Origin of the sequence: Streptomyces sp. WAC 06738, from assembly GCF_003945505.1 — a bacterium.
In the GTDB taxonomy this organism is placed as follows: Bacteria; Actinomycetota; Actinomycetes; order Streptomycetales; family Streptomycetaceae; genus Streptomyces.
Genome location: NZ_CP029618.1, coordinates 6866274 through 6885492, shown reverse-complemented (window position 1 = coordinate 6885492; position 19219 = coordinate 6866274). Strand labels below are relative to the sequence as shown.

Genomic DNA, 19219 nt, shown 5'->3' with positions numbered 1-19219 from the left:
TCAGGCCACGTCGCCGATCCGGCCCGCCGCCCCCCGCTCCCGGTGGATCGGCGTGTGCGCGCCCGTCAGCGGCACCCCCGTGCCGCCCCGGCGGGCCGCGACGATCTCCCCGGCGATGGAGACCGCGACCTCCTCCGGCGAGCGGGCGCCGAGGTCGAGGCCGATCGGCGAGCGCAGCCGGGCGAGTTCGAGGTCGGTGACGCCCGCCTCGCGCAGCCGCCGGTTGCGGTCCAGGTGCGTACGGCGCGAGCCCATCGCGCCGACGTACGCCACGGGCAGCCGGAGCGCGGCGGTGAGCAGCGGCACGTCGAACTTGGGGTCGTGCGTGAGCACGCACAGCACCGTGCGCCCGTCCAGCTCGCCCGCGGCCAGCGCGTCCGCCAGGTACTCGTGCGGCCACCGCACCGCCACCTCGTCGGCCTCCGGGAACCGGCGGGCCGTGGCGAAGACGGGGCGGGCGTCGCAGAGGGTGACGTGGTAGCCGAGGAACTTGCCGATGCGGACCAGCGCGTGCGCGAAGTCGATCGCGCCGAAGACCACCATCCGCGGCGCCGGCACGCTCACCTCCACCAGCAGCGTCACCGGCTCCCCGCAGCGCGCGCCCGCCGCGCCGACCGACACCGTGTCCGTACGCCCCGCGTCGAGCAGCGCGGCGGCCTCGGCGGCGGCGGTGCGCTCCAGTGCGGCACCGTCCCAGTCGGGCAGGCCGGGCAGCGGGCCCGCGAAGCGGCCGTCGTACGTGCCGTCGGGGCGTACCAGCAGCGCCTGCCCGAGCAGCGCGGCCGGGCCGCCGACGACCCGCGCGACCGCCGCGGCCCCGCCCTCCGCGGCGGCGGCCAGTGCCGTACGGAGCACGCCGTCCGCACTGACCGGCGTGACGAGGATGTCGATCTCCCCGCCGCAGGTGAGCCCCACCGCGAAGGCGTCGTCGTCGGAGTAGCCGAAGGTCTCCAGCACCGCCTCGCCGGTTTCGAGGACCTCCCGGCACAGCTCGTACACCGCGCCCTCGACGCAGCCGCCGGACACGCTGCCGACCGCCGTGCCCCCGGCGTCCACCGCCAGCGCGGCGCCCGGGCCGCGCGGCGCGGAGCCGCTGGTGCCCACGACGGTGGCGACGGCGAAGGGGCGGCCCTCCGCGCACCACCGGGCGAGGTCGGCAGCGATGTCCAGCATGCTGATCAGCTCCTCACAAGGCCCCTGGTCCTATTTGACACCCATCCACTGCTCGATCGGATGGAGCGCGAAGAAGACGACGAAGACGGCCGTGAGCACCCACATGAAGGGGCCGGGCTCGCACCACTTGCCCTGGGCGGCCCTGATCGCCGTGTACGAGATGACGCCGGCGGCGACGCCCGCCGTGATGGAGTACGTGAACGGCATGAGCACGACCGTCAGGAACACCGGCACGGCCACGCCCCGGTCGGCCCAGTCCACGTGCCGTGCGTTCGCCATCATCATGGCGCCGATGACCACCAGCGCCGCGGCAGCCACGTTGCCCGGCACGATCTGCGCCAGCGGGGTGAAGAGCAGCCCCAGCGCGAAGAGCAGCCCGGCGACCACGCTCGACAGACCGGTGCGGGCGCCCTCGCCGACGCCGGTCGCGGACTCCACGAACACCGTCTGCCCGGAGGCCCCCGCGGCGCCGCCGACCGCGCCGCCGGCGCCGTCGATGAAGAGCGCCCGCGACAGCCCCGGCATCCGGCCCTTCTCGTCGGTGAGCTTCGCCTCCGTACCGACGCCGATGATGGTGGCCATCGCGTCGAAGAACCCGGCCAGCACCAGCGTGAAGACGATCATGCCGACGGTCATCACGCCGACGTCGCCCCAGCCGCGGAACGACACCTCGCCGAGGAGGCCGAAGTCCGGCGTCGAGGTGATCCCGCCGGCCGGCAGTTCGGGCGCCCGGCCGTTCGCCCACGCCTCCGGCTTGAGGCCGGCGACCGCGTTGACGACGACCGCGGCGACCGTGCCGGCGACGATGCCGATGAGGATGGCGCCGGGCACGTCGCGCGCCTGGAGCATGAAGATCAGCAGCAGGGTGAGGCAGAAGACGAGCACGGGCCAGCCGCGGAGCTGGTCGTTCACCCCGAGGGTGACGATCTTCGCCTCGCCGGCCTGCACGAACCCGGCGTTCACCAGGCCGATCAGGGCGATGAACATGCCGATGCCCATGGTGATGGCGTGCTTGAGGGCCAGCGGGATCGCGTTCATGATCATCTCGCGCAGGCCGGTGACGGCCAGCAGCATGATCACGACGCCGTACGCGACGCACATGCCCATCGCCTGCGGCCATGTCATCTGCGGCGCGACCTGGCTGGCGAGCACGCCCGAGACGCTGAGCCCGGCGGCGGCGGCCAGCGGCACCTTGCCGAAGAAGCCCAGCAGCAGCGTGGTGACCGCGGCGGCCAGCGCGGTGGCGGTGATGAGTGCCGACGGGGCCAGCACGTTGCCCGCCGCGTCCTCGCCGCCCAGGATCAGCGGGTTGAGGAGCAGGATGTAGGCCATCGCCATGAAGGTGGTGAGCCCGCCGCGCACCTCGCGCGCGACCGTGGAGCCGCGCCGGGATATCCCGAAGTAGCGGTCGAGCCACGAGGTGCGGCCGGAGGCGGCGGTGCCGGGCGGGCGGGACGGCGCTTCGGCGCGCCGGTCGACGGAGGACTGGGTCATGCGTTCTCCCAAGGTTCACAGGGGCACCCGCGGTTGCGGGATTTGGGATGGGTGGTGCTGCACGACCCGGGGGACGGCCCGAGGCGGAGGCGGAACTGCTGGTGCGTCGGTCTCGTTTCCGGTGGGGTTCAGGTGCCGGTGAGGTGCTCCGGCCGTACCGGGGCCTTGGTGAGGGCCAGTCCCGTGGCCTGGCGGATGGCGGCGAGCACCGCCGGGGTCGCCGAGAGCGTGGACGCCTCGCCGACGCCGCGCAGCCCGTACGGCGCGTGCGGGTCGGCCAGTTCGAGCACGTCGACGGGGATGGCCGGGGTGTCGAGGATGGTCGGGATCAGGTAGTCGGTGAACGAGGGGTTGCGCACCCGCCCCGTCGCCGGGTCGACCACGATCTCCTCCATCACCGCCACGCCCAGGCCCTGCGTGGTGCCGCCCTGGATCTGCCCGACGACGGACAGCGGGTTGAGCGCCTTGCCGACGTCCTGGGCGCAGGCCAGCTCGACGACCTTGACCAGGCCGAGTTCGGTGTCGACCTCGACGACGGCGCGGTGCGCGGCGAAGGAGTACTGGACGTGGCCGAAGCCCTGTCCCGTCTCGATGTCGAAGGGCTCGGTGGGCCGGTGCCTGAAGGGCAGTTCGACGTCCACGGGCGGCTCGCCGTCGAGCACGTCCGAAAGGTCGGCGAGGACCTCGCCGCCGTCCGTGACGACCTTGCCGCCCTCCAGCAGCAGTTCGGCCGTCGCCCACGCGGGGTGGTACGTGCCGAGCTTGCGCCGGCCGAGGGCGAGGACCTGCTCGCGCACCGCCGCGCAGGCGTTCCGTACCGCGCCGCCCGTCATGTACGTCTGCCGGGAGGCGGAGGTGGAGCCCGCGGAGCCGACCCGGGTGTCGGCCGGGGCGATGACCACGCGGGCGACGCCCAGTTCGGTGCGGGCGATCTGCGCCTGCACGGTGATGCCGCCCTGCCCGACCTCGGCGGCCGCGGTGTGCACGGTGACCACCGGCTCGCCGCCGACGGCCTCCAGCCGCACCCGGGCGGTGGAGAAGTCGTCGAAGCCCTCGGAGAAGCCGACGTTCTTGATGCCGACCGCGTAGCCGACGCCCCGTACGACGCCCTCGCCGTGGGTGGTGTTGGACAGCCCGCCGGGCAGCGCCCGTACGTCCGCCGTGCCGCCCGCGCTCTCCCACTGCCGCTCCGGCGGCAGCGGCCTGGCCTGCACGCGGCGCAGGATCTCCGCGACCGGCGCCGGGGAGTCGACCCGCTGTCCGGTCGGCAGCCGCGAGCCCTCGGACATGGCGTTCACCTGCCGGAACGCCACCGGGTCCATGCCGACCGCCGCGGCGAGCCGGTCCATCTGCGCCTCGTACGCGAAGCACGCCTGGACGGCGCCGAAGCCGCGCATCGCGCCGCAGGGCGGGTTGTTGGTGTAGAGGCCGACCGCCTCGATCTCGACGTCCTCGATGACGTACGGGCCCATGGACAGCGACGCCGCGTTGCCGACGACGGCCGGGGTGGAGGAGGCGTACGCGCCGCCGTCGAGGACGATGCGGCAGCGGGCGTGGGTGATCCGTCCTTCGGCGGTGACGCCGTGCTCGTAGCGGATCCTGGCCGGGTGGCGGTGCACGTGGCCGAAGAAGGACTCGAAGCGGTCGTAGACCATCTTCACCGGCTTGCCGGTACGCAGCGCCAGCAGGCAGGCGTGGATCTGCATCGACAGGTCCTCGCGCCCGCCGAAGGCGCCGCCGACGCCGGAGAGCGTCATGCGCACCTTCTCCTCCGGCAGCCCGAGCACCGGGGCGATCTGCCGCCGGTCGGCGTGGAGCCACTGGGTGGCGACGTACAGGTCGACGCCGCCGTCCTCCGCGGGCACCGCGAGGCCCGACTCCGGGCCGAGGAACGCCTGGTCCTGCATGCCGAACTCGTACTCGCCGGTGACGATGTGGTCCGCCCTGCGGGCCGCCGCGGCGGCGTCGCCGCGGACGATCGGCTGGCGGTGGACGATGTTCGGGTGCGGTACGTGCGGCGCGTGGTCGTCGGTGCGGTCGGGGTGCAGCACGGGCGCGCCGGGGGCGAGCGCGGACTCCTCGTCGGTGACCAGCGGCAGCTCCCGCCACTCGATGCGGATCTTCGCGGCGGCCCGGCGGGCGGTCTCGGGATGGTCCGCGGCGACCAGCGCGACCGGCTCGCCGTGGTGGCGCACCCGGCCGGCGGCGAGCGCGGGGGTGTCGGCGATCTCCAGGCCGTAGTTCTTCTGCCGGGCGGGCAGGTCGTCGTACGTGAGCACGGCGTAGACCCCGGCCTGGGCGAGGGCGGCGGAGGTGTCGATCGCGACGATCTCGGCGTGCGCGTACGGCGAGCGCAGCGTGTGGCCCCAGATCATGTCCTCGTGCCACAGGTCGGAGGAGTACGCGAACTCCCCGGTGACCTTCAGCGTGCCGTCGGGGCGCAGCTTGGACTCGCCGATGCCGCCGGCGGTCCGCGAACCCTGGGTGAGGCTCGTCGGGATGCGGGTGACGTCGGACATCAGGCCCCCTCGCCCCGGCGGGCGGCGGCGAGCCGGACCGCGTCGAGGATCTTCTCGTAGCCGGTGCAGCGGCACAGGTTGCCCGACAGGCCCTCGCGGATGTCGGCGTCCGACGGTGACGGGTTGTGTTCCAGAAGGTCGTCCGCGGCGACCAGCAGACCCGGGGTGCAGAAGCCGCACTGCACGGCGCCGGCGTCGACGAACGCCTGCTGGACGGCGGAGAGACCGTCCTCGGCCAGCCCTTCGACGGTGACGACCTCGCGGCCCTCGGCCTGCCCGGCGGCGACCAGGCAGGCGCACACCGGCACGCCGTCCAGCCGTACCGTGCAGGAGCCGCACTCCCCCTGCTCGCAGGCGTTCTTCGAGCCCGGCAGGCCCATCCGCTCGCGCAGCACGTACAGCAGGCTCTCGCCCTCCCAGACGTCGTCGGCCTGCTGCTCGCGGCCGTTGACGGTGAACGTCACCCGCATCACGCGGCTCCTTCCGCTCGTGTGGCCCCCGCCGCGCCCCGGCGGTACGACTCCCAGGTCCAGCCGAGGGTGCGGCGCGCCATGACGCCGACCGCGTGCCGGCGGTAGCGCGCGCTGCCGCGCACGTCGTCGATGGGGTTGCAGGCGCCCGCCGCCAGCTCGGCGAACTGCCGGGCGAGCGCGGGGGGCAGGGTCCGGCCGCTCTCCCAGTGGCCGCCCTCGGCCAGCGCCGCGTTGAGGAACTCCTCGGCGGCGGTGGCGCGCACGGGCGTCGGCGCGGCCGAGCCGATGCCGGTACGGACCGTGCGGGTGTCGGGGTGCAGCGCGATGCCGAACGCGCACACGGCGATCACCATGGCGTTGCGGGTGCCGACCTTCGAGAACTCCTGCGGTCCGGTGGCCTTCTTGACGTGCACCCACTTGATCAGCTCGTCGGGCGCGAGCGCGTTGCGCTTGACGCCGGTGAAGAACTCGTCGATCGGGATCCGCCTGCCGCCGCGTACGGACTCCACCTCGACCTCCGCGCCCGCGGCCAGCAGCGCCGGGTGCGCGTCGCCGGCCGGGGAGGCGGTGCCGAGGTTGCCGCCGACGCCGCCGCGGTTGCGGATCTGCGGGGACGCCACGGTGTGCGCCGCCCGCGCCAGACCCGGCAGCGCCCCGGCCAGCTCCGCCACGATGCGCGCGTACGGCACGGAGGCGCCGAGCCGCACGCTCTCCGCTCCCGTCTCCCACTCCCCCAGCTCGCCGATGCGGTTGAGGTCGAGCAGGTACTCCGGACGGCGGTGGTCGAAGTTGATCTCGACCATGAGGTCCGTGCCGCCCGCGATCGGTACGGCCTCCGGATGCTCGGCCTTGGCGGCGAGCGCTTCCGCCCAGCTTGCGGGGCGCAGGAAGTCCATGGATCCTCTCGGCTTTCCCTCGAAAGTGCGGCTGCGTGCTAGTGCTGTTGACGGAACGTGGCCCAAGTACACAGAAACGCCGCCGTCCGGGTGCAGTCACGGAAAACATGAAGCAAGGGGCAGGCCGGAACCCGGTTCTTGTAGTTTCGAACGAAGTCCGGGGCATCCTTCCCCTGCGGGACATCCCACGACGACCGCCCGGCGGCCCGCCCGCACGGGTGGGCCGGCCGGCGCACGAGCGACAGCAAGGGGACGCGCATGAGGCTGCGGGCACTCCTGGACTCCGAGGCGCTGGGCCTGCGGCTCCTCGGCGGCGCGGACGAGCTGGACCGCACGGTGCGGGGCGTGATGACCACCGACCTGACGGATCCGAGCCGCTATCTGTCGGGCGGCGAGCTCGTCCTCACCGGGCTCGCCTGGCGGCACGGGCCGCAGGACTCGGAGCCCTTCGTACGGATCCTTGCCGCGGCCGGCGTCGCCGGGCTCGCGGCGGGCGAGGCGGAGCTGTCGGGGGCGGGGGTGCCGGAGGACCTGGTGCGCGCGTGCGCGCGGCACCGGCTGCCGCTCTTCGCGGTGGACGAGGACGTCGCGTTCGCCACCATCACCGAGCACGTCGTACGGCAGGTCTCGGGCGAGCGGGCCGGCGATCTGGCGGCCGTGGTCGAGCGGCACCGCCGGCTGATGTCGTCCGGGCCCGCGGGCGGCGGCCCCGATGTGGTGCTCGACCTCCTCGGCTCCGATCTGGACCTGCGCGCGTGGGTGCTCTCCCCCACCGGCCGGCAGATCGCCGGCACCGCGGCCGGTGCGGCCGGGGGGCGGCTGCCCGCGCAGTTGCGGGCGCAGTTGGCCGGCGAGCACCTCGGGGCGCTGCGCGGCGGCCGGCCGGGGCCGCACCGGGTGACGCTGCCGGCGGCTGGCGGGGGCGTGACGTACTCGCTCTTCCCCGTCGGCGGCGGGCGGGACCTGCGCGAGACGGTGCTCTCGGACTGGCTGCTGGCGGTGGAGGCGGACGCCGGGGAGTGGCCGCCGGAGCGGCTGGACCTGGTGCACGGCGTCACGCAGTTGATCGCCGTGGAACGGGAGCGGCGCGACGCCGCGCGGTCGGTGCGGCGGCGGCTGGCGCAGGAGGTGCTGGAGCTGGTGCAGGCCGGGGCGCAGCCCGCGGAGATCGCGGCCCGGCTGCGGGTGGCGGTGCCGGCGCTGCTGCCGGGGACCGGGGCGGCGCCGCAGTGGCAGGTGGTGGTGGCGCGGGTCGAGTGGGAGGTCCCGTACGGGCAGCCGGGGATCGGGGGCGGTCCTGTGGCGCAGGCGATGCTGGAGGAGATGCTCGCGGGCGCGGACCGGGACCCGGCCGAGCGGATCGCGGTGGCGCACACCGGCGACGAGGCGGTGGCGCTGGTGCCGCTGCCCGCGGTCCCGGCGCGGGGGGCGGCGGACGGGGAGCCGGAGGCGGGCGGCGCGGACCCCGGCGCGGGGGGCGGGCGGTCCCGCAAGGGCGCCGACGAGGGCGCCGGGAGCGGCCGCGCGCGCTCCGGCGGCCCGAGCGCGGTCGCCGGCCCCGGCGCGGCGGCAGGCGCGCGCGGGCTGCGCGCCGCGGCGCTGCTCGCCGCCGTACGGGAGCCGCTGTCCCGCGCGCTGGCCGACGACGGCCGGCTCACGCTCGGCATCAGCGCCGCGGTGGACTCCCCGGAGGGGCTGCGCGGCGCCCTGGAGGAGGCCCGGCACGCGCGCCGGGTCGCCGCCGCCCGGCCGGGCAGCGTGTGCGCCGCGGGCCACGAGGAGCTGGCCTCGCACGTGCTGCTGCTGCCCTTCGTCCCCGACGACGTACGCCGCGCGTTCACCGCCCGGCTGCTGGACCCGCTGCGCGCGTACGACCACCGCCACCGGGCGGAGCTGGTGACGACCCTGGAGGCGTTCCTCGACTGCGACGGCTCCTGGACCCGCTGCGCCGCCCGCCTCCACCTGCACGTGAACACGCTGCGCTACCGGGTGGGCCGGATCGAGCAGCTCACCGGCCGGGACCTGGCCCGGCTGGAGGACAAGCTCGACTTCTTCCTCGCCCTGCGCATGCGCTGACCGCCGCCGACCGCGAGAGCGGCCTCTTCACTGAACGGCTGCGTCCGCGCCGTACGTTCGTGCGCGTCGTTCCCGTGCCGCGGGCAATCCGTTGGCCAAGATCTTGTGAAGTCGTTCACGCAAGCCCTTGGCCCAGGGCAGACTTCGTGCTGAGATTCGACTCACACTGGGCTGCGTTGATTCTTGTTGTTCCTTGGCTCGACGGCGCGTTGGGGAGGCAAAAGTGGCGGATACCGCCATGGCACGGTCGGAATCGGTGATGTCGGAGGATCCGCTGGAGCGGGCGATCTGGCGGCTGCGCTCGCGCGGCTGCTGGGACGACGCCGCGGCGCTCCTCGACGACGCCGCCGGGACCGACGCCGAGGCGGCGCGGCAGCGCGCGGCGCTGCTGGTGGAGCAGTGCATGTTCACGGCCGCCGGCTGGGAGCGCGCGGAGGACGCGGTGCGCAACGCGGAGGCGCTGTCGATCGACGGGGAGAACCGCGGCGTCACGGCGTGCGAGCGGGGCTATCTCGCGTACGCCTCGACGCTCTTCCAGGAGCGCGACCGCTCCGACGAGGCCCGTGCGGCGCTCGGCCGCGCCGCGGCGCTGCTGGCGCCGACGTCGCCGTACCGGCCGATGCTCGACTTCCGGCGCGGTCTCGTCGCCCAGCACCTGACGAAGAACGCGACGGCGGCGCTGGCGGCCTTCCGCCGCGCCCACGCGGGCGCGGTGGAGCAGGGCGACCTGCTGCTGTGCTCGTTCACCTGGCGCCACCTGGCCTCGCTCGCGGCCGACGCCGGCGACCTCGCCGAGGCGCGGCACGGCTTCCGCGAGTCGCTGCGGCTCCGCGAGGAGGTGGGCTATCTGATCGGTACGGCGCCGGCCCTGATGGCGCTGGCCGACGTGGAGTCGGAGCCGGAGGCGGGCCGGCTGCGGGCGGAGGCGACGCGGCTCGTGCGGCTGCTGGACGGGGTGCCGTCGTGGCTGGCGGAGCAGTTGGGCGAGGAGCCCCGGCGGGTGGCGGCGGACTGACGCGGCCCGGGGCCCGGCGAGCGGCCGGGGCCGGCGCGTGGCGCAGGGGTGTCCGGCCGTAGGGACAGTCCATTTCCGGCCGTCTTCACCACCCGTACCCGCGGCTACGCGCGCGCCGCCGCGTCCCGCTCCCGGTGCGCCGCGACGCCCGCGACGACCAGCGCGATGCCCGCCGCCTCGGCCGCGCCCGGCACCTGGCCGAGGACGGCCACGCCCATGACCGCCGCCGTCGCCGGCAGCAGCGACAGCATCAGCGCGAACGTCGCCCGCGGCACCCGCGCCATGGCGAGCTGGTCGCACACGTACGGGATCACCGACGAGCACACCCCCACCCCGAACGCCGCCGCCAGCAGCACCGGCGACGTCACGGCCGCCGCGCCCTGCGCGAGCCCCGCCGGCGCCGCGACCACCGCCGCCACCAGCATCGCCGCGCCGAGCCGCCCCACCCCGGACGCGCCGCCGTCGGCCGCGAGCCGGTGGCCGAGGACGACGTAGAGCACGAACAGCGCGCAGTTGCCGAACGCCAGCGCGAGCCCGAGCGGTTCCGCGACCAGGTGCACGTCGGTGAGGAGCGCGACGCCCGCGAGGACCAGCGCCAGCGCGGCGACGTTCCGCCTGGTCCGCACCCCCGCCGCGGCCAGCACCACGGGCCCCAGGAACTCCACCGCCCCGACCGTCCCCAGCGGCAGCCGTTCAAGGGCCAGATAGAACGTGCAGTTCATGGTGGCGAGCACGGCCCCCATCGCGACCAGCAGCCGCCGCTGGTACGGCGTCGCCGCCCGCCAGTCGCGCCACGGCCGCCGCCAGACGGCGAAGACCAGCGCGGCCGAGGCGATCCGGAGCCAGGCGACGCCGAGGACGTCGAGGCGGGCGAAGAGCAGGACGGCGCAGGCCGGGCCGAGGTAGTGGAAGACCGCGGAGGAGACGAGGAACGCCGGCGGCGGCACCCGCTCGGCGGCGAGGGCGAGCCGGCCGCCGGAGGCAGCGGCGGGGCTGCGGGGCAGGGAGTCGGCCACGGGGGAATCGTCGCAACGCACGCCTCCGCGGACCATGGCGAACCGGAAAGCCCGGCGGCGGATCACTTTCCGCTCCGGGGTACGAAACGGGCGTCCCCCGTGCCAAGGTGAAACGGTGGACGCACTCGACCGCTCGATCCTCACCGAACTCGACGCCGACCCCCGCCTGTCCATGGCAGAGCTGGCCCGGCGTACCGGGGTCTCCGTGCCCACCGCCCGCGAGCGGGTGCGGCGGCTGGAGGAGTCCCGGGTGATCCGCGGCTACCGCCTGGACGTCGACCCGGCCGCCCTGGGCTACCCGGTGGCGGCGTTCGTCCGGGTGCGTCCCGGGCCGGGGCAGTTGCCGCGGATCGCGGCGCTGGCGCGGAGCCTGCCGCAGGTCAGCGAGTGCCACCGGATCACCGGCGAGGACTGCTTCCTGCTCAAGGTGCACGCGACGGACCTCGACACCTTCGAGGAGGTGCTCGACCGCTTCCTGCTGCACGGGCAGACGACGACCTCGATCGTCCAGTCCACGGCGGTGCCGCCGCGGACGCCGGGGCTCGGCGCGTACGCGGAGGAGGAGGCCGGGAGCGGCGGCGGCACGGGAGCCGGGGCGCGGGGCCGGGTTCCGTAGCGGCTGCGGCTAGGGTTGCCGGGCGTGGACCTCGATGCCGTGCGCACCTTCGTCGCCGCCGCCGACACCGGCCAGTTCCAGGAGGCGGCGGCCGAGCTGATGCTCACCCAGCAGGCCGTCTCCAAGCGCATCGCCGGGCTGGAGAAGGGCCTCGGGGTGCGGCTGTTCACCCGTACCGCGCGCGGCGCGAAGCTCACCATCGACGGCCAGGCGTTCCTGCCCCACGCCCGCACGCTGCTGCGGGCCGCGGAGCGGGCCGCGGCGTCCGTACGGCCCGGGAGCCGGGCGCTGCGCGTGGACGTGGTCGGGCGCCGGGTCGCCACCGCCGGACTGCTGCGCGACTTCCACCGCGCGCACCCCGAGGTGGAGCTGGACGTCGTCACCGTCTACGGCGGCGGCCCGGCCGTCGAGGCGGTACGCGACGGCACGATCGACGCGACGTTCCGCACCCTGCCGCCGCCCGGCCGGAAGCTGCCCGACGACATCGCCGTCGGGTACGTGATGTACGAACCGGTGCAGCTCGTCACCGGCCCGGCGCACGAGTTCGCGGGCGCCCGCTCCGTCAGGCCCGCGCAGCTCGCCGGGCACCGGATCTGGATGCCGGGCAACGCGCCGGGCACCGAGTGGGCCGCGTACTACGAGGACATGGCGGCGGAGTTCGGCTTCGTCATCGACGCGGTGGGCCCGGACTTCGGTGTGGAGAGCCTGCTCGACACGATCGCCGGATCGGCCACGGTGGGCACGTTCCTCAGCGAGCGGACCCCGCTGGTCTGGCCCGTCGACTACGACCTGTGCCGCATCCCGCTGCTCGACCCGACCCCCGTCTACCCGCACCTGCTGCACTGGCACACCGACAACGCACACCCCGGCCTGACCCTGCTCCGCGACTACGCCGCCGCCCGAGCCCCCCGGCACACCCCCACGGACCCCGCCGGCACCTGGGCCCCGGCGTGGTCCCGCTGACCGCCCCGCGGACCGGCCGCCCCCCCGGCCGCCCGCCGACCCGCAAGGGCACACGAGCCCGCGGCCGCCCGGGTGAGGCAGAGGCAGGCGCCGGGGCGCCGTCGCGGCGGGAGGCGGCGATGAGTTCGCGGCTGCCGGCTGGTCTGTCGTGCAGCGGGTGCGTTCGCGCCGGCGTGACGAGCCAAGGAGCCGCACATGTTCGACCTCGAACCGCAACGGGCCGCCGGCAAGGTCCTCCTCCACTTCAGCATGTCGCTCGACGGCTTCGTCGCGGGCCCCGGCCACTCCATGGACTGGCTGGCCGGCGTCACCGGCCGCGACGGCGTGCTGGAGGAGTACGTCGAGACCACCGGCGCGGTCCTGGGCGGGCGGAACGGCTGGGACCGCGACCCGACCGCCCGGCCCTACACCGAGGACTGGAAGGGCCGGATCTTCGTCCTCACCCATCGTCCGGAGAGCGCCACGCCCGCCGACGGCGTCACGTTCCTCGACTGCGACGTGGCCGAGGCGGTGCGGATCGGGCTGGCGGCCGCCGGCGGCAAGAACCTCGAAGTCCTCTCCCCCACCATCGGCCGCCAACTGCTCGAACGCGGCCTGGTCGACGAGATCGACCTGCACATCGCGCCCGTCCTGCTCGGTGACGGGATCCGGCTCTTCGACAACCCCGGCGGCCCGCCGGTAAGGCTGCGGCACGCCCAGGGGCCGCAGCCCTTCGCCGAGGTCGACGTGCGCTACCGCCTCGTCGCGGACGGGTAGAAGGGGAGGCAGCCGCCGCCGGGTGACGGCGGGCCTCCGTCAGGACGCGCCCGCCGCCGGGGTGAAGCGCACCGCGTCCGCTACCACGTAGCCGTCGGTGGCGTCGTTGCGTATCCGTACGCCCGCCGCCGTTCCCGCCGCGAAGGTGTGCCGGCCCAGCACCACCCACTGCCCGCCGCGCGAGCGCTGGTCGACGGTGTACGTCTGCGTGCCCCCGGCGTGCTCCACGTCCACCGGCACGTTCGTCGCGCGGTTGGCGTCCGCGGTCCACCACAGCGCGACGTCCCACGCGCCGGCGGCCGGCAGCTCGGGCCGGAAGCGCATCCAGGCCGTGCCCTTGCCGGTGTTGTCGTCGTGCACGTAGTCGGAGCCGTAGTAGTTCGGGATCGAGGTGCTGCTCCGCCAGGTGCCCGCGGAGGTGACGCCCGTCGCCGAGACGTTGTCGACGACGATCTCCCCCGGCTCGCTCGGCGGCCACTCCAGGAACTGCCCGTCCGCGCGCAGCCGCGCCTGGAGCGCCGCGACCGGCACCCGCTGCACCACGCCGCCGCGGTCGAGCGCCATCCGCGCGGCGGTCGCCGCGGACTGCGCGAGGATCATGAAGACCGGCTCCATCCGGATCGACCCGTACGCGATGTGCGAGGCGGAGAGCGCGACGGGCACCAGCAGGTTGGTGCACTGCGCGCGCTTCGGCGTCAGCGAGCGGTAGCTGATCCCGTACGGCGCCCGCACCCCGACCTGCACGTCGCCCTCGTTGCGCGCCACGCCGTCCACGACCAGGCGGCGGCAGTTGTGCGAGTCCATCGTGTACGAGGCGAGCCCCACGGAGTCCGGGGCGCGCACCGCGCCGCGGCAGTCGTGCTCGGTCATGACGTACGCGGAGACCATGCGGCGCGCCTCGCGGATGTAGAGCAGCGGCGGCCAGCCGCCGTAGCCGGTGAACTCGTCGCGCGGCAGGCCCCAGGCGGCGGTCTGGGCGCGCACGGACTCCGGCAGCCGCGGGTCGTTGGCGAGGAACCACATCAGGCCCTGCTGGTAGTCGGCGTGTTCCGCGTGGATGCGGGCGCGCTCGGCGTACGTGCCGGTCGGATAGCCGAAGTTGAAGCCGATGTTGTCGGTGGAGAACGCGCCGTTGTTGTTGGAGTCGGTCTTGCCGCCGCCCATCTGGTGGGTGGTGTAGAACGGGCCGCGCCAGCCCGCCTGGACGTAGCGCAGGAGCAGTTCGTAGCGCATCGGGTCGTAGCCGGCGGGCTTGGGGAAGGGGATGCGGTCGGCGGCCTGGGTGAGGCACATCCGGAAGCAGTACGCCTGGATCGCCTCGTCCGCCGTGCCATTGGGCGCCAGCGCGTCGGCGGCGACGCCGGGCAGCAGGCCGCTGGCGGGGCTGCCGGGGGTGACGTAGGGGTCGACGGGGTGGACGAACTGGTGCTTGTCGCGGTGCTGGACGCCGTTGAGGGTCTCGCCGTACGCGGCGTTGCCCTCGCGTCCGGTGGTGAAGTCGACGCCGGCACGGGCCATCAAGTCGCCCTCGTACGTCGCGTCCACGAACACCCCGCCCTCGTAGGCGCGGCCGTCGTCGGTGACGAGGAGGCGGATGCGGTCGCCGCGGCGGTCGACGGAGCGCAGCCGGGCCTCCAGGACCACGGGCACGTCGTGCTCGGCGAGCAGGTCGGCGAAGACCTCGGAGGCGACGTGCGGTTCGAAGGTGTAGCGGGCCGGGGAGTCGTCGGTGACGGGCGTGCCGTGGTACTTGGCGTACACCCGGCGGTAGAACTCCAGGGCCAGGCCGCCGATGGCGGAGGTGTTGCCGGTGTCGGTGGCGCCGAGGCCGCTGGTGGTGAGGCCGCCGATGTGCCGGGTGGGCTCCAGCACCACGGCGGTGCCGCCCATCCGGCGCATCTGCACGGCGGCGATCACCCCGGCCGAGGTGCCGCCGTAGACCACCAGGTCGGCCCGGACGGGGCCGCGGCCCCCCGCGTACGCCATCGGGCCCAGGGCGGGCAGCGCGAGACCCGCGCCGCCCGCGGCCAGCAAACCACGTCGAGAAAGCGCTTTCTCTGCCATGGTTCCGGAGTGTGCCCGCGCCCCGGAGGGACGTCAACGCATCCGTACGCCCGGATCCCAGTCGGCCGGCAGCGCCGCCGGCACGGTGAAGCCGGCGCCCGCGACGGGCACGAACTCCCCGTCCCGCGCCGACTTCTCGACCGCCGCCATGGTCTCCAGCACGTGCTGCGCCAGTTCCCCCGAGGCGCGGTGCGGCTCGCCCGCGGCCAGCGCCCTGGCCATGTCGAGCACGCCCATGCCGCGCCCGGCGGTCGCACCCGCCGCCTCGATCTCCGTCCACTCCGCCGAGCCCGTGGGGCGCAGCCGCAGGGAGCCGTCGAAGCGGTTGGGGTCGGGCAGCGCGAGGGTGGCCTCGGTGCCGGTGATCTCCACGAACCCCTGCCGGTTCAGCGGGGAGTCGAAGCTGACCACCAGCGAGGCGGTCTGGCCCGCGGCGTAGTCGAGGAGCGCCGCGACATGCGTGGGCACCTCCACCGGGAACTCCGTGCCGGCCTTCGGCCCGGAGCCGACCACCCGGGTCTCGCGCGCCCTGCTGGCCACCGCCGCGACCCGCCGGGCCGGGCCGAAGAGCGTGGCCAGACAGGTCAGGTAGTACGGGCCCATGTCGAAGAGCGGCCCGCCGCCCCGCAGGAAGTAGAACTCCGGGCTGGGATGCCACGACTCCGGGCCCGGGGTCTGCAGCAGTGCGAGACCGCTCAGCGGCACGCCTATCGCCCCGTCGTCGACGAGCCGGCGGGCCGTCTGCAGCCCGGCGCCGAGGAACGTGTCCGGAGCGCAGCCGAGCCGCACGCCCGCCCCGGCGGCCCGGGTGACCAGCTCGGCGCCGGAGACGGGGTCGAGGGTCAGCGGCTTCTCGTTCCACACGTGCTTGCCGGCGCCGATCGCCGCCGCGGCCACGTCGTGGTGGGCGGCGGGGAGGGTGAGGTTGACGACCAGCTCGACGCCGGGGTGGGCGAGGGCGTCCTCGGTGCTGCCGTGCGCCGGTACGCCGTAGGCGGCGGCCTGGGCGGCGGCACGCTCCGCGTCGAGGTCGGCGCAGAAGAGCACGCGCAGGTCGGGGAAGGCGGTGAGGTTCGTCAGGTACTGGTCGCTGATCGTGCCGCAGCCGACGACGGCGACGCCCAGGGGCTCTCCTGCGGTCATCGGCGCTTCCCCTCCAGCCAGTCGAAGCTCTCGCGGACGGCGGTGAGCATGTCGGTGGCGCAGGCGTCGAGTTCGACGATGTGCCGGCGGGCGCCCGCGCCCGCGGCGAGCACGTCCTCGACGGGCATCCGGCCGGCGCCGACGGCGGTCATCGGGTCGTCCTTGGTGACGGGCCCGTCCTTGATGTGCAGGTGCGTGACGCGCTCGCCGAGGCGGCCGAGCAGCGCGGGCACGTCCTGGCCGCCGACCGCTGCCCAGTACGTGTCCACCTCGAACTGCACCGGGGCGTCGAGCCCGGCGAGGAGGTCAGCCAGCACCTCCAGCGCGGGGACGCCGCCGACGTGCTGGGACAGCTCGAACTCGTGGTTGTGGTAGCCGAGCGCGAGGCCGTGCCCCGCGGCGCGCTTCGCGGCCTCGGCCAGCTCGCCGGCCACGGCGCGCACCCCCTCGCCGTCGGCGAACCGCTCCGGCGGCAGATACGGCACGAAGACGGTGTCGGCGCCGACCGTGCGCGCGCCCCGGAAGGCGGCGTCGGCCTGCTCGGGACCGGCGAGCACGTGCGCGTGGACGGAGCCGGCCGCGAGGCCCGCCGTGTCCAGGTCGGCGCGGAGCTCCTCGGGGTCGGTCAGTACGTCGTAGCACTCGACCTGGCGGTAGCCGAAGCCGGCCAGGGCGGCGAACGTGCCGGGGCGGTCGGCGGCGATCTCGTCGCGAACGGTGTAGAGCTGCACGCCCAGGGACGGGCTCATGGTCTCCTCCGGCGATCGTTTTCGACAATTTTTCGCTCGCCAGTTGACGCTAGAAGCCGGGCAGACCTCCGTCAACACCCTTGACAGGGTCGGAAGTCGGCGGTCAGGCTGGCCGGAGTTTTCGAAAAGGACTCCGCCATGCCGCCCGAACAGGCCACGCTCAGCGACATCGCCGCCCGCGCCGGCGTCTCGGTGTCGACCGTCTCCAAGGTCCTGCACGCCCGCACCGACGTCGCCCCCGCCACCCGCGAGCGCATCGCGCGGCTGCTCGCCGACCACGGCTACCGGCCGTCCCGCGGCGCCGGCGTCGTCGACCTCGTCATCGGCAGCCTCAACAGCCCGTGGGCGGACGCGCTCGTCACCGGCGCGGTCGAGGCGGGCGCCGAGGCCGACTGCCGGATCGTCATCGACAGCGTGCCCGACAGCGCCGACGTCCTGCGCCACACCCTGGAGCGCATCATGGCGCGCGGGAGCGACGGCGTCCTCCTCGTCCACCAGGTACCCGCGCCGGAGACCCGCGCGCGGCTGGCGGCCAAGCGCATCCCGCTGGTCGCCATCGACCCGCCGGCGGAACCGGGCGCGGGCGTACGTTCCGTGGGCTGCACGAACTGGCAGGGCGGCCTCGCCGCGACCCGCCACCTCATCGAGCTGGGCCACCGCCGCATCGCCACCCTCACCGGGCCGCTGACGATCTGGTCCGCCCGCGCCCGCTTCGACGGCTACCGCGCCGCGCTGCTGGAGGCGGGGCTGCCGGTGGCGGAGGAACTGATCCGCAACGCCGACTTCTTCGCGCCCGACGGCCGCGCCGGTGCGCTGGCGCTGCTCGACCTGCCCGAGCCGCCGACCGCGGTGGTCGCGGCGAACGACGGGCAGGCGTTCGGCGTGCTCCAGGCCCTGGCGGAACGGGGGCTGCGGGCGCCGGCGGACATGAGCGTCACCGGCTTCGACGACACCCCGGTCGCCGCCTGGGCGGCACCGCCGCTGACCACCGTCGCGCAGCCGCTGGAGGCGATGGCGGCCACCGCGTTCCGGATGCTCCGGCTGCACGGCGAGGGCGGGGCGGCACAGCCCGAGCAGGTGGAGCTGGCCACGACCCTGACGGTACGCGCCTCCACGGGCCCGCCGCCGGCCCGCTGAGCCCGGAGCGCCCGCGCCCCTCGCCGGATGCGTTCCGTACGCGCCGGGTACCGGCATTCCGTACGCGCCGCACCGCCTTCCCCCCGCACCCCGTCCGCACCCGCCGTCCCACAGCCCGCACCGCCGCCACGACCGACTGGAGCGTCCCCATGGCCCTGTTCGACCTCCCCCTCGCCGAGCTGCGCGACTACCGCCCCGAGCGCGAGGAGCCCGCCGACTTCGACGACTTCTGGACCCGCACCCTCGCCGGGGCCCAGGACGCGGCGGGCGACCCGGCGCCGGAGTTCCGCCCGTACCCGACGGGCCTGACGGCCGTCGACGTGCACGACGTGTCCTTCGCCGGCTGGGGCGGCCACCGCATCTCCGCCTGGCTCGTCCTGCCGCGCGGCGCCGACGGGCCCGTGCCGTGCGTCATGCACTACATCGGCTACGGCGGCGGCCGCGGGCTCCCGCACGACCACCTGTTCTGGCCCGCCGCGGGCCGCGCCGTCTTCGTCGTCGACACCCGAGGCCAGGGCGCCGCCCACCGCGACAACGCCGGCTCCACCCCCGACCCGTACGGCACGGGCAACGCCCAGACGCCCGGCTTCATGACCCGCGGCGTGCTCGACCCGGAGGAGTACTACTACCGCCGCGTCTTCACCGACGCCGTGCGCGCCGTGGACGCCGCCGCCGCGCACCCGGCGGTGGACGGCGACCGGATCGCGGTGAGCGGCGGCAGCCAGGGCGGCGCGATCGCCACCGCGGTCGCCGGGCTGCACCCCGGTGTGCGGGCGGCGATGATCGACGTGCCGTTCCTCAACCACTTCCGCCGGGCGGTGACGATCACCGACAAGAACCCGTACCAGGAGCTGGTCCTCTTCCTGGCGACCCAGCGGGACGCGGAGGAGCGGGTGTTCCGGACGCTCTCGTACTTCGACGGCCTCAACTTCGCGGCGCGCGCCCGGGTGCCGGCGCTGTACTCGGTGGCGCTGATGGACGAGGTGTGCCCGCCGTCGACGGTCTTCGCGTCGTACAACCACTGGGGCGGGCCGAAGGACATCGAGGTCTACCCGTGGAACGGCCACGAGGGCGGCGGGAACGACCACCGGGTGACCTCGCTGGCCTGGCTGCAGGCGTAGCGGCCCGC

General features: G+C 74.9%; 16 protein-coding genes. 7 read left to right on the top strand and 9 right to left on the bottom strand.

Going from position 1 to position 19219, the window contains the following annotated elements:
• The 5 genes from DMB38_RS30050 to DMB38_RS30030 all read right to left on the bottom strand — a co-directional run bounded on the left by DMB38_RS30050 (position 1) and on the right by DMB38_RS30030 (position 6555).
• On the bottom strand, positions 1-1173 hold the full coding sequence (locus DMB38_RS30050) for an XdhC/CoxI family protein (protein ID WP_125937779.1): 1173 nt from the start codon (positions 1171-1173) through the stop codon (positions 1-3).
• A gap of 30 nt (positions 1174-1203) precedes the next feature.
• Positions 1204-2667 (bottom strand): NCS2 family permease, encoded by a 1464-nt coding sequence (locus tag DMB38_RS30045; protein WP_125937778.1) that lies wholly within the window; start codon positions 2665-2667, stop codon positions 1204-1206.
• Between the two features lie 128 nt (positions 2668-2795).
• Positions 2796-5186 carry a xanthine dehydrogenase subunit D gene (gene pucD / locus DMB38_RS30040; protein ID WP_125937777.1) on the bottom strand — a complete coding sequence of 797 codons (2391 nt, stop codon included), beginning with the start codon at positions 5184-5186 and terminating at the stop codon, positions 2796-2798.
• Positions 5186-5656 carry a (2Fe-2S)-binding protein gene (locus tag DMB38_RS30035; RefSeq protein WP_047018723.1) on the bottom strand — a complete coding sequence of 157 codons (471 nt, stop codon included), beginning with the start codon at positions 5654-5656 and terminating at the stop codon, positions 5186-5188. The genes pucD and DMB38_RS30035 overlap by 1 nt, the downstream gene beginning before the upstream one ends.
• A complete protein-coding gene (locus DMB38_RS30030; protein WP_125937776.1) occupies positions 5656-6555 on the bottom strand; it encodes an FAD binding domain-containing protein in 900 nt (299 codons plus the stop codon). Before DMB38_RS30030 ends, DMB38_RS30035 begins: the two co-directional genes overlap by 1 nt.
• Positions 6556-6813: 258 nt before the next feature.
• Here DMB38_RS30030 and DMB38_RS30025 point away from each other — a divergent pair, with 258 nt between their 5' ends.
• Together DMB38_RS30025 and DMB38_RS30020 are read left to right on the top strand one after the other, a co-directional pair.
• Positions 6814-8631: a PucR family transcriptional regulator ligand-binding domain-containing protein gene (locus tag DMB38_RS30025; protein WP_125937775.1), complete on the top strand. Its 1818-nt coding sequence runs from the start codon at positions 6814-6816 to the stop codon at positions 8629-8631.
• Between the two features lie 238 nt (positions 8632-8869).
• Positions 8870-9646 carry a hypothetical protein gene (locus tag DMB38_RS30020; protein ID WP_125937774.1) on the top strand — a complete coding sequence of 259 codons (777 nt, stop codon included), beginning with the start codon at positions 8870-8872 and terminating at the stop codon, positions 9644-9646.
• A 104-nt stretch (positions 9647-9750) separates the two neighbouring features.
• Here DMB38_RS30020 and DMB38_RS30015 read toward each other — a convergent pair whose 3' ends face one another.
• Entirely contained in the window at positions 9751-10662 is a 912-nt protein-coding gene (locus DMB38_RS30015) for an EamA family transporter (RefSeq protein ID WP_240662544.1), read from the bottom strand.
• A 115-nt stretch (positions 10663-10777) separates the two neighbouring features.
• On the opposite strand from DMB38_RS30015, the gene DMB38_RS30010 reads away from it, so the two are divergent.
• The 3 genes from DMB38_RS30010 (at position 10778) to DMB38_RS30000 (ending at position 12997) form a co-directional block, all read left to right on the top strand.
• Positions 10778-11278 (top strand): Lrp/AsnC family transcriptional regulator, encoded by a 501-nt coding sequence (locus DMB38_RS30010; protein WP_125937772.1) that lies wholly within the window; start codon positions 10778-10780, stop codon positions 11276-11278.
• Between the two features lie 24 nt (positions 11279-11302).
• On the top strand, positions 11303-12241 hold the full coding sequence (locus DMB38_RS30005) for a LysR family transcriptional regulator (RefSeq protein ID WP_125937771.1): 939 nt from the start codon (positions 11303-11305) through the stop codon (positions 12239-12241).
• A 195-nt stretch (positions 12242-12436) separates the two neighbouring features.
• Positions 12437-12997, top strand: coding sequence for a dihydrofolate reductase family protein (locus tag DMB38_RS30000; RefSeq protein ID WP_125937770.1), 561 nt, complete (start codon positions 12437-12439; stop codon positions 12995-12997).
• A 39-nt stretch (positions 12998-13036) separates the two neighbouring features.
• Here DMB38_RS30000 and DMB38_RS29995 read toward each other — a convergent pair whose 3' ends face one another.
• From DMB38_RS29995 to DMB38_RS29985, 3 genes are read right to left on the bottom strand one after another with little or no spacing between them, the layout of a single operon-like run.
• Positions 13037-15061: an FAD-dependent oxidoreductase gene (locus DMB38_RS29995; protein ID WP_240662543.1), complete on the bottom strand. Its 2025-nt coding sequence runs from the start codon at positions 15059-15061 to the stop codon at positions 13037-13039.
• A 33-nt stretch (positions 15062-15094) separates the two neighbouring features.
• Positions 15095-16204 carry a Gfo/Idh/MocA family oxidoreductase gene (locus DMB38_RS29990; RefSeq protein ID WP_125937769.1) on the bottom strand — a complete coding sequence of 370 codons (1110 nt, stop codon included), beginning with the start codon at positions 16202-16204 and terminating at the stop codon, positions 15095-15097.
• The gene (locus DMB38_RS29985; protein ID WP_125937768.1) at positions 16201-16953 is read right to left on the bottom strand and encodes a sugar phosphate isomerase/epimerase; all 753 of its coding nucleotides are present in this window, start codon (positions 16951-16953) and stop codon (positions 16201-16203) included. The genes DMB38_RS29990 and DMB38_RS29985 overlap by 4 nt, the downstream gene beginning before the upstream one ends.
• Positions 16954-17091: 138 nt before the next feature.
• Here DMB38_RS29985 and DMB38_RS29980 point away from each other — a divergent pair, with 138 nt between their 5' ends.
• Positions 17092-18090, top strand: a complete 999-nt coding sequence (locus tag DMB38_RS29980) for a LacI family DNA-binding transcriptional regulator (RefSeq protein WP_047018714.1) — start codon at positions 17092-17094, stop codon at positions 18088-18090.
• Positions 18091-18239: 149 nt separating this feature from the next.
• Positions 18240-19211: an acetylxylan esterase gene (locus tag DMB38_RS29975; protein ID WP_125937767.1), complete on the top strand. Its 972-nt coding sequence runs from the start codon at positions 18240-18242 to the stop codon at positions 19209-19211.
• The last annotated feature ends 8 nt before the right edge of the window (positions 19212-19219 follow it).

Excerpts from the sequence above, each read along its gene's own strand:
- DMB38_RS30050 (WP_125937779.1), bottom strand. The coding sequence starts at position 1,173 with ATGCTGGACATCGCTGCCGACCTCGCCCGGTGGTGCGCGGAGGGCCGC.
- DMB38_RS30045 (WP_125937778.1), bottom strand. The coding sequence starts at position 2,667 with ATGACCCAGTCCTCCGTCGACCGGCGCGCCGAAGCGCCGTCCCGCCCG.
- pucD (WP_125937777.1), bottom strand. The coding sequence starts at position 5,186 with ATGTCCGACGTCACCCGCATCCCGACGAGCCTCACCCAGGGTTCGCGG.
- DMB38_RS30035 (WP_047018723.1), bottom strand. The coding sequence starts at position 5,656 with ATGCGGGTGACGTTCACCGTCAACGGCCGCGAGCAGCAGGCCGACGAC.
- DMB38_RS30030 (WP_125937776.1), bottom strand. The coding sequence starts at position 6,555 with ATGGACTTCCTGCGCCCCGCAAGCTGGGCGGAAGCGCTCGCCGCCAAG.
- DMB38_RS30025 (WP_125937775.1), top strand. The coding sequence starts at position 6,814 with ATGAGGCTGCGGGCACTCCTGGACTCCGAGGCGCTGGGCCTGCGGCTC.
- DMB38_RS30020 (WP_125937774.1), top strand. The coding sequence starts at position 8,870 with ATGGCACGGTCGGAATCGGTGATGTCGGAGGATCCGCTGGAGCGGGCG.
- DMB38_RS30000 (WP_125937770.1), top strand. The coding sequence starts at position 12,437 with ATGTTCGACCTCGAACCGCAACGGGCCGCCGGCAAGGTCCTCCTCCAC.
- DMB38_RS29995 (WP_240662543.1), bottom strand. The coding sequence starts at position 15,061 with ATGGCAGAGAAAGCGCTTTCTCGACGTGGTTTGCTGGCCGCGGGCGGC.
- DMB38_RS29990 (WP_125937769.1), bottom strand. The coding sequence starts at position 16,204 with ATGACCGCAGGAGAGCCCCTGGGCGTCGCCGTCGTCGGCTGCGGCACG.
- DMB38_RS29985 (WP_125937768.1), bottom strand. The coding sequence starts at position 16,953 with ATGAGCCCGTCCCTGGGCGTGCAGCTCTACACCGTTCGCGACGAGATC.
- DMB38_RS29980 (WP_047018714.1), top strand. The coding sequence starts at position 17,092 with ATGCCGCCCGAACAGGCCACGCTCAGCGACATCGCCGCCCGCGCCGGC.
- DMB38_RS29975 (WP_125937767.1), top strand. The coding sequence starts at position 18,240 with ATGGCCCTGTTCGACCTCCCCCTCGCCGAGCTGCGCGACTACCGCCCC.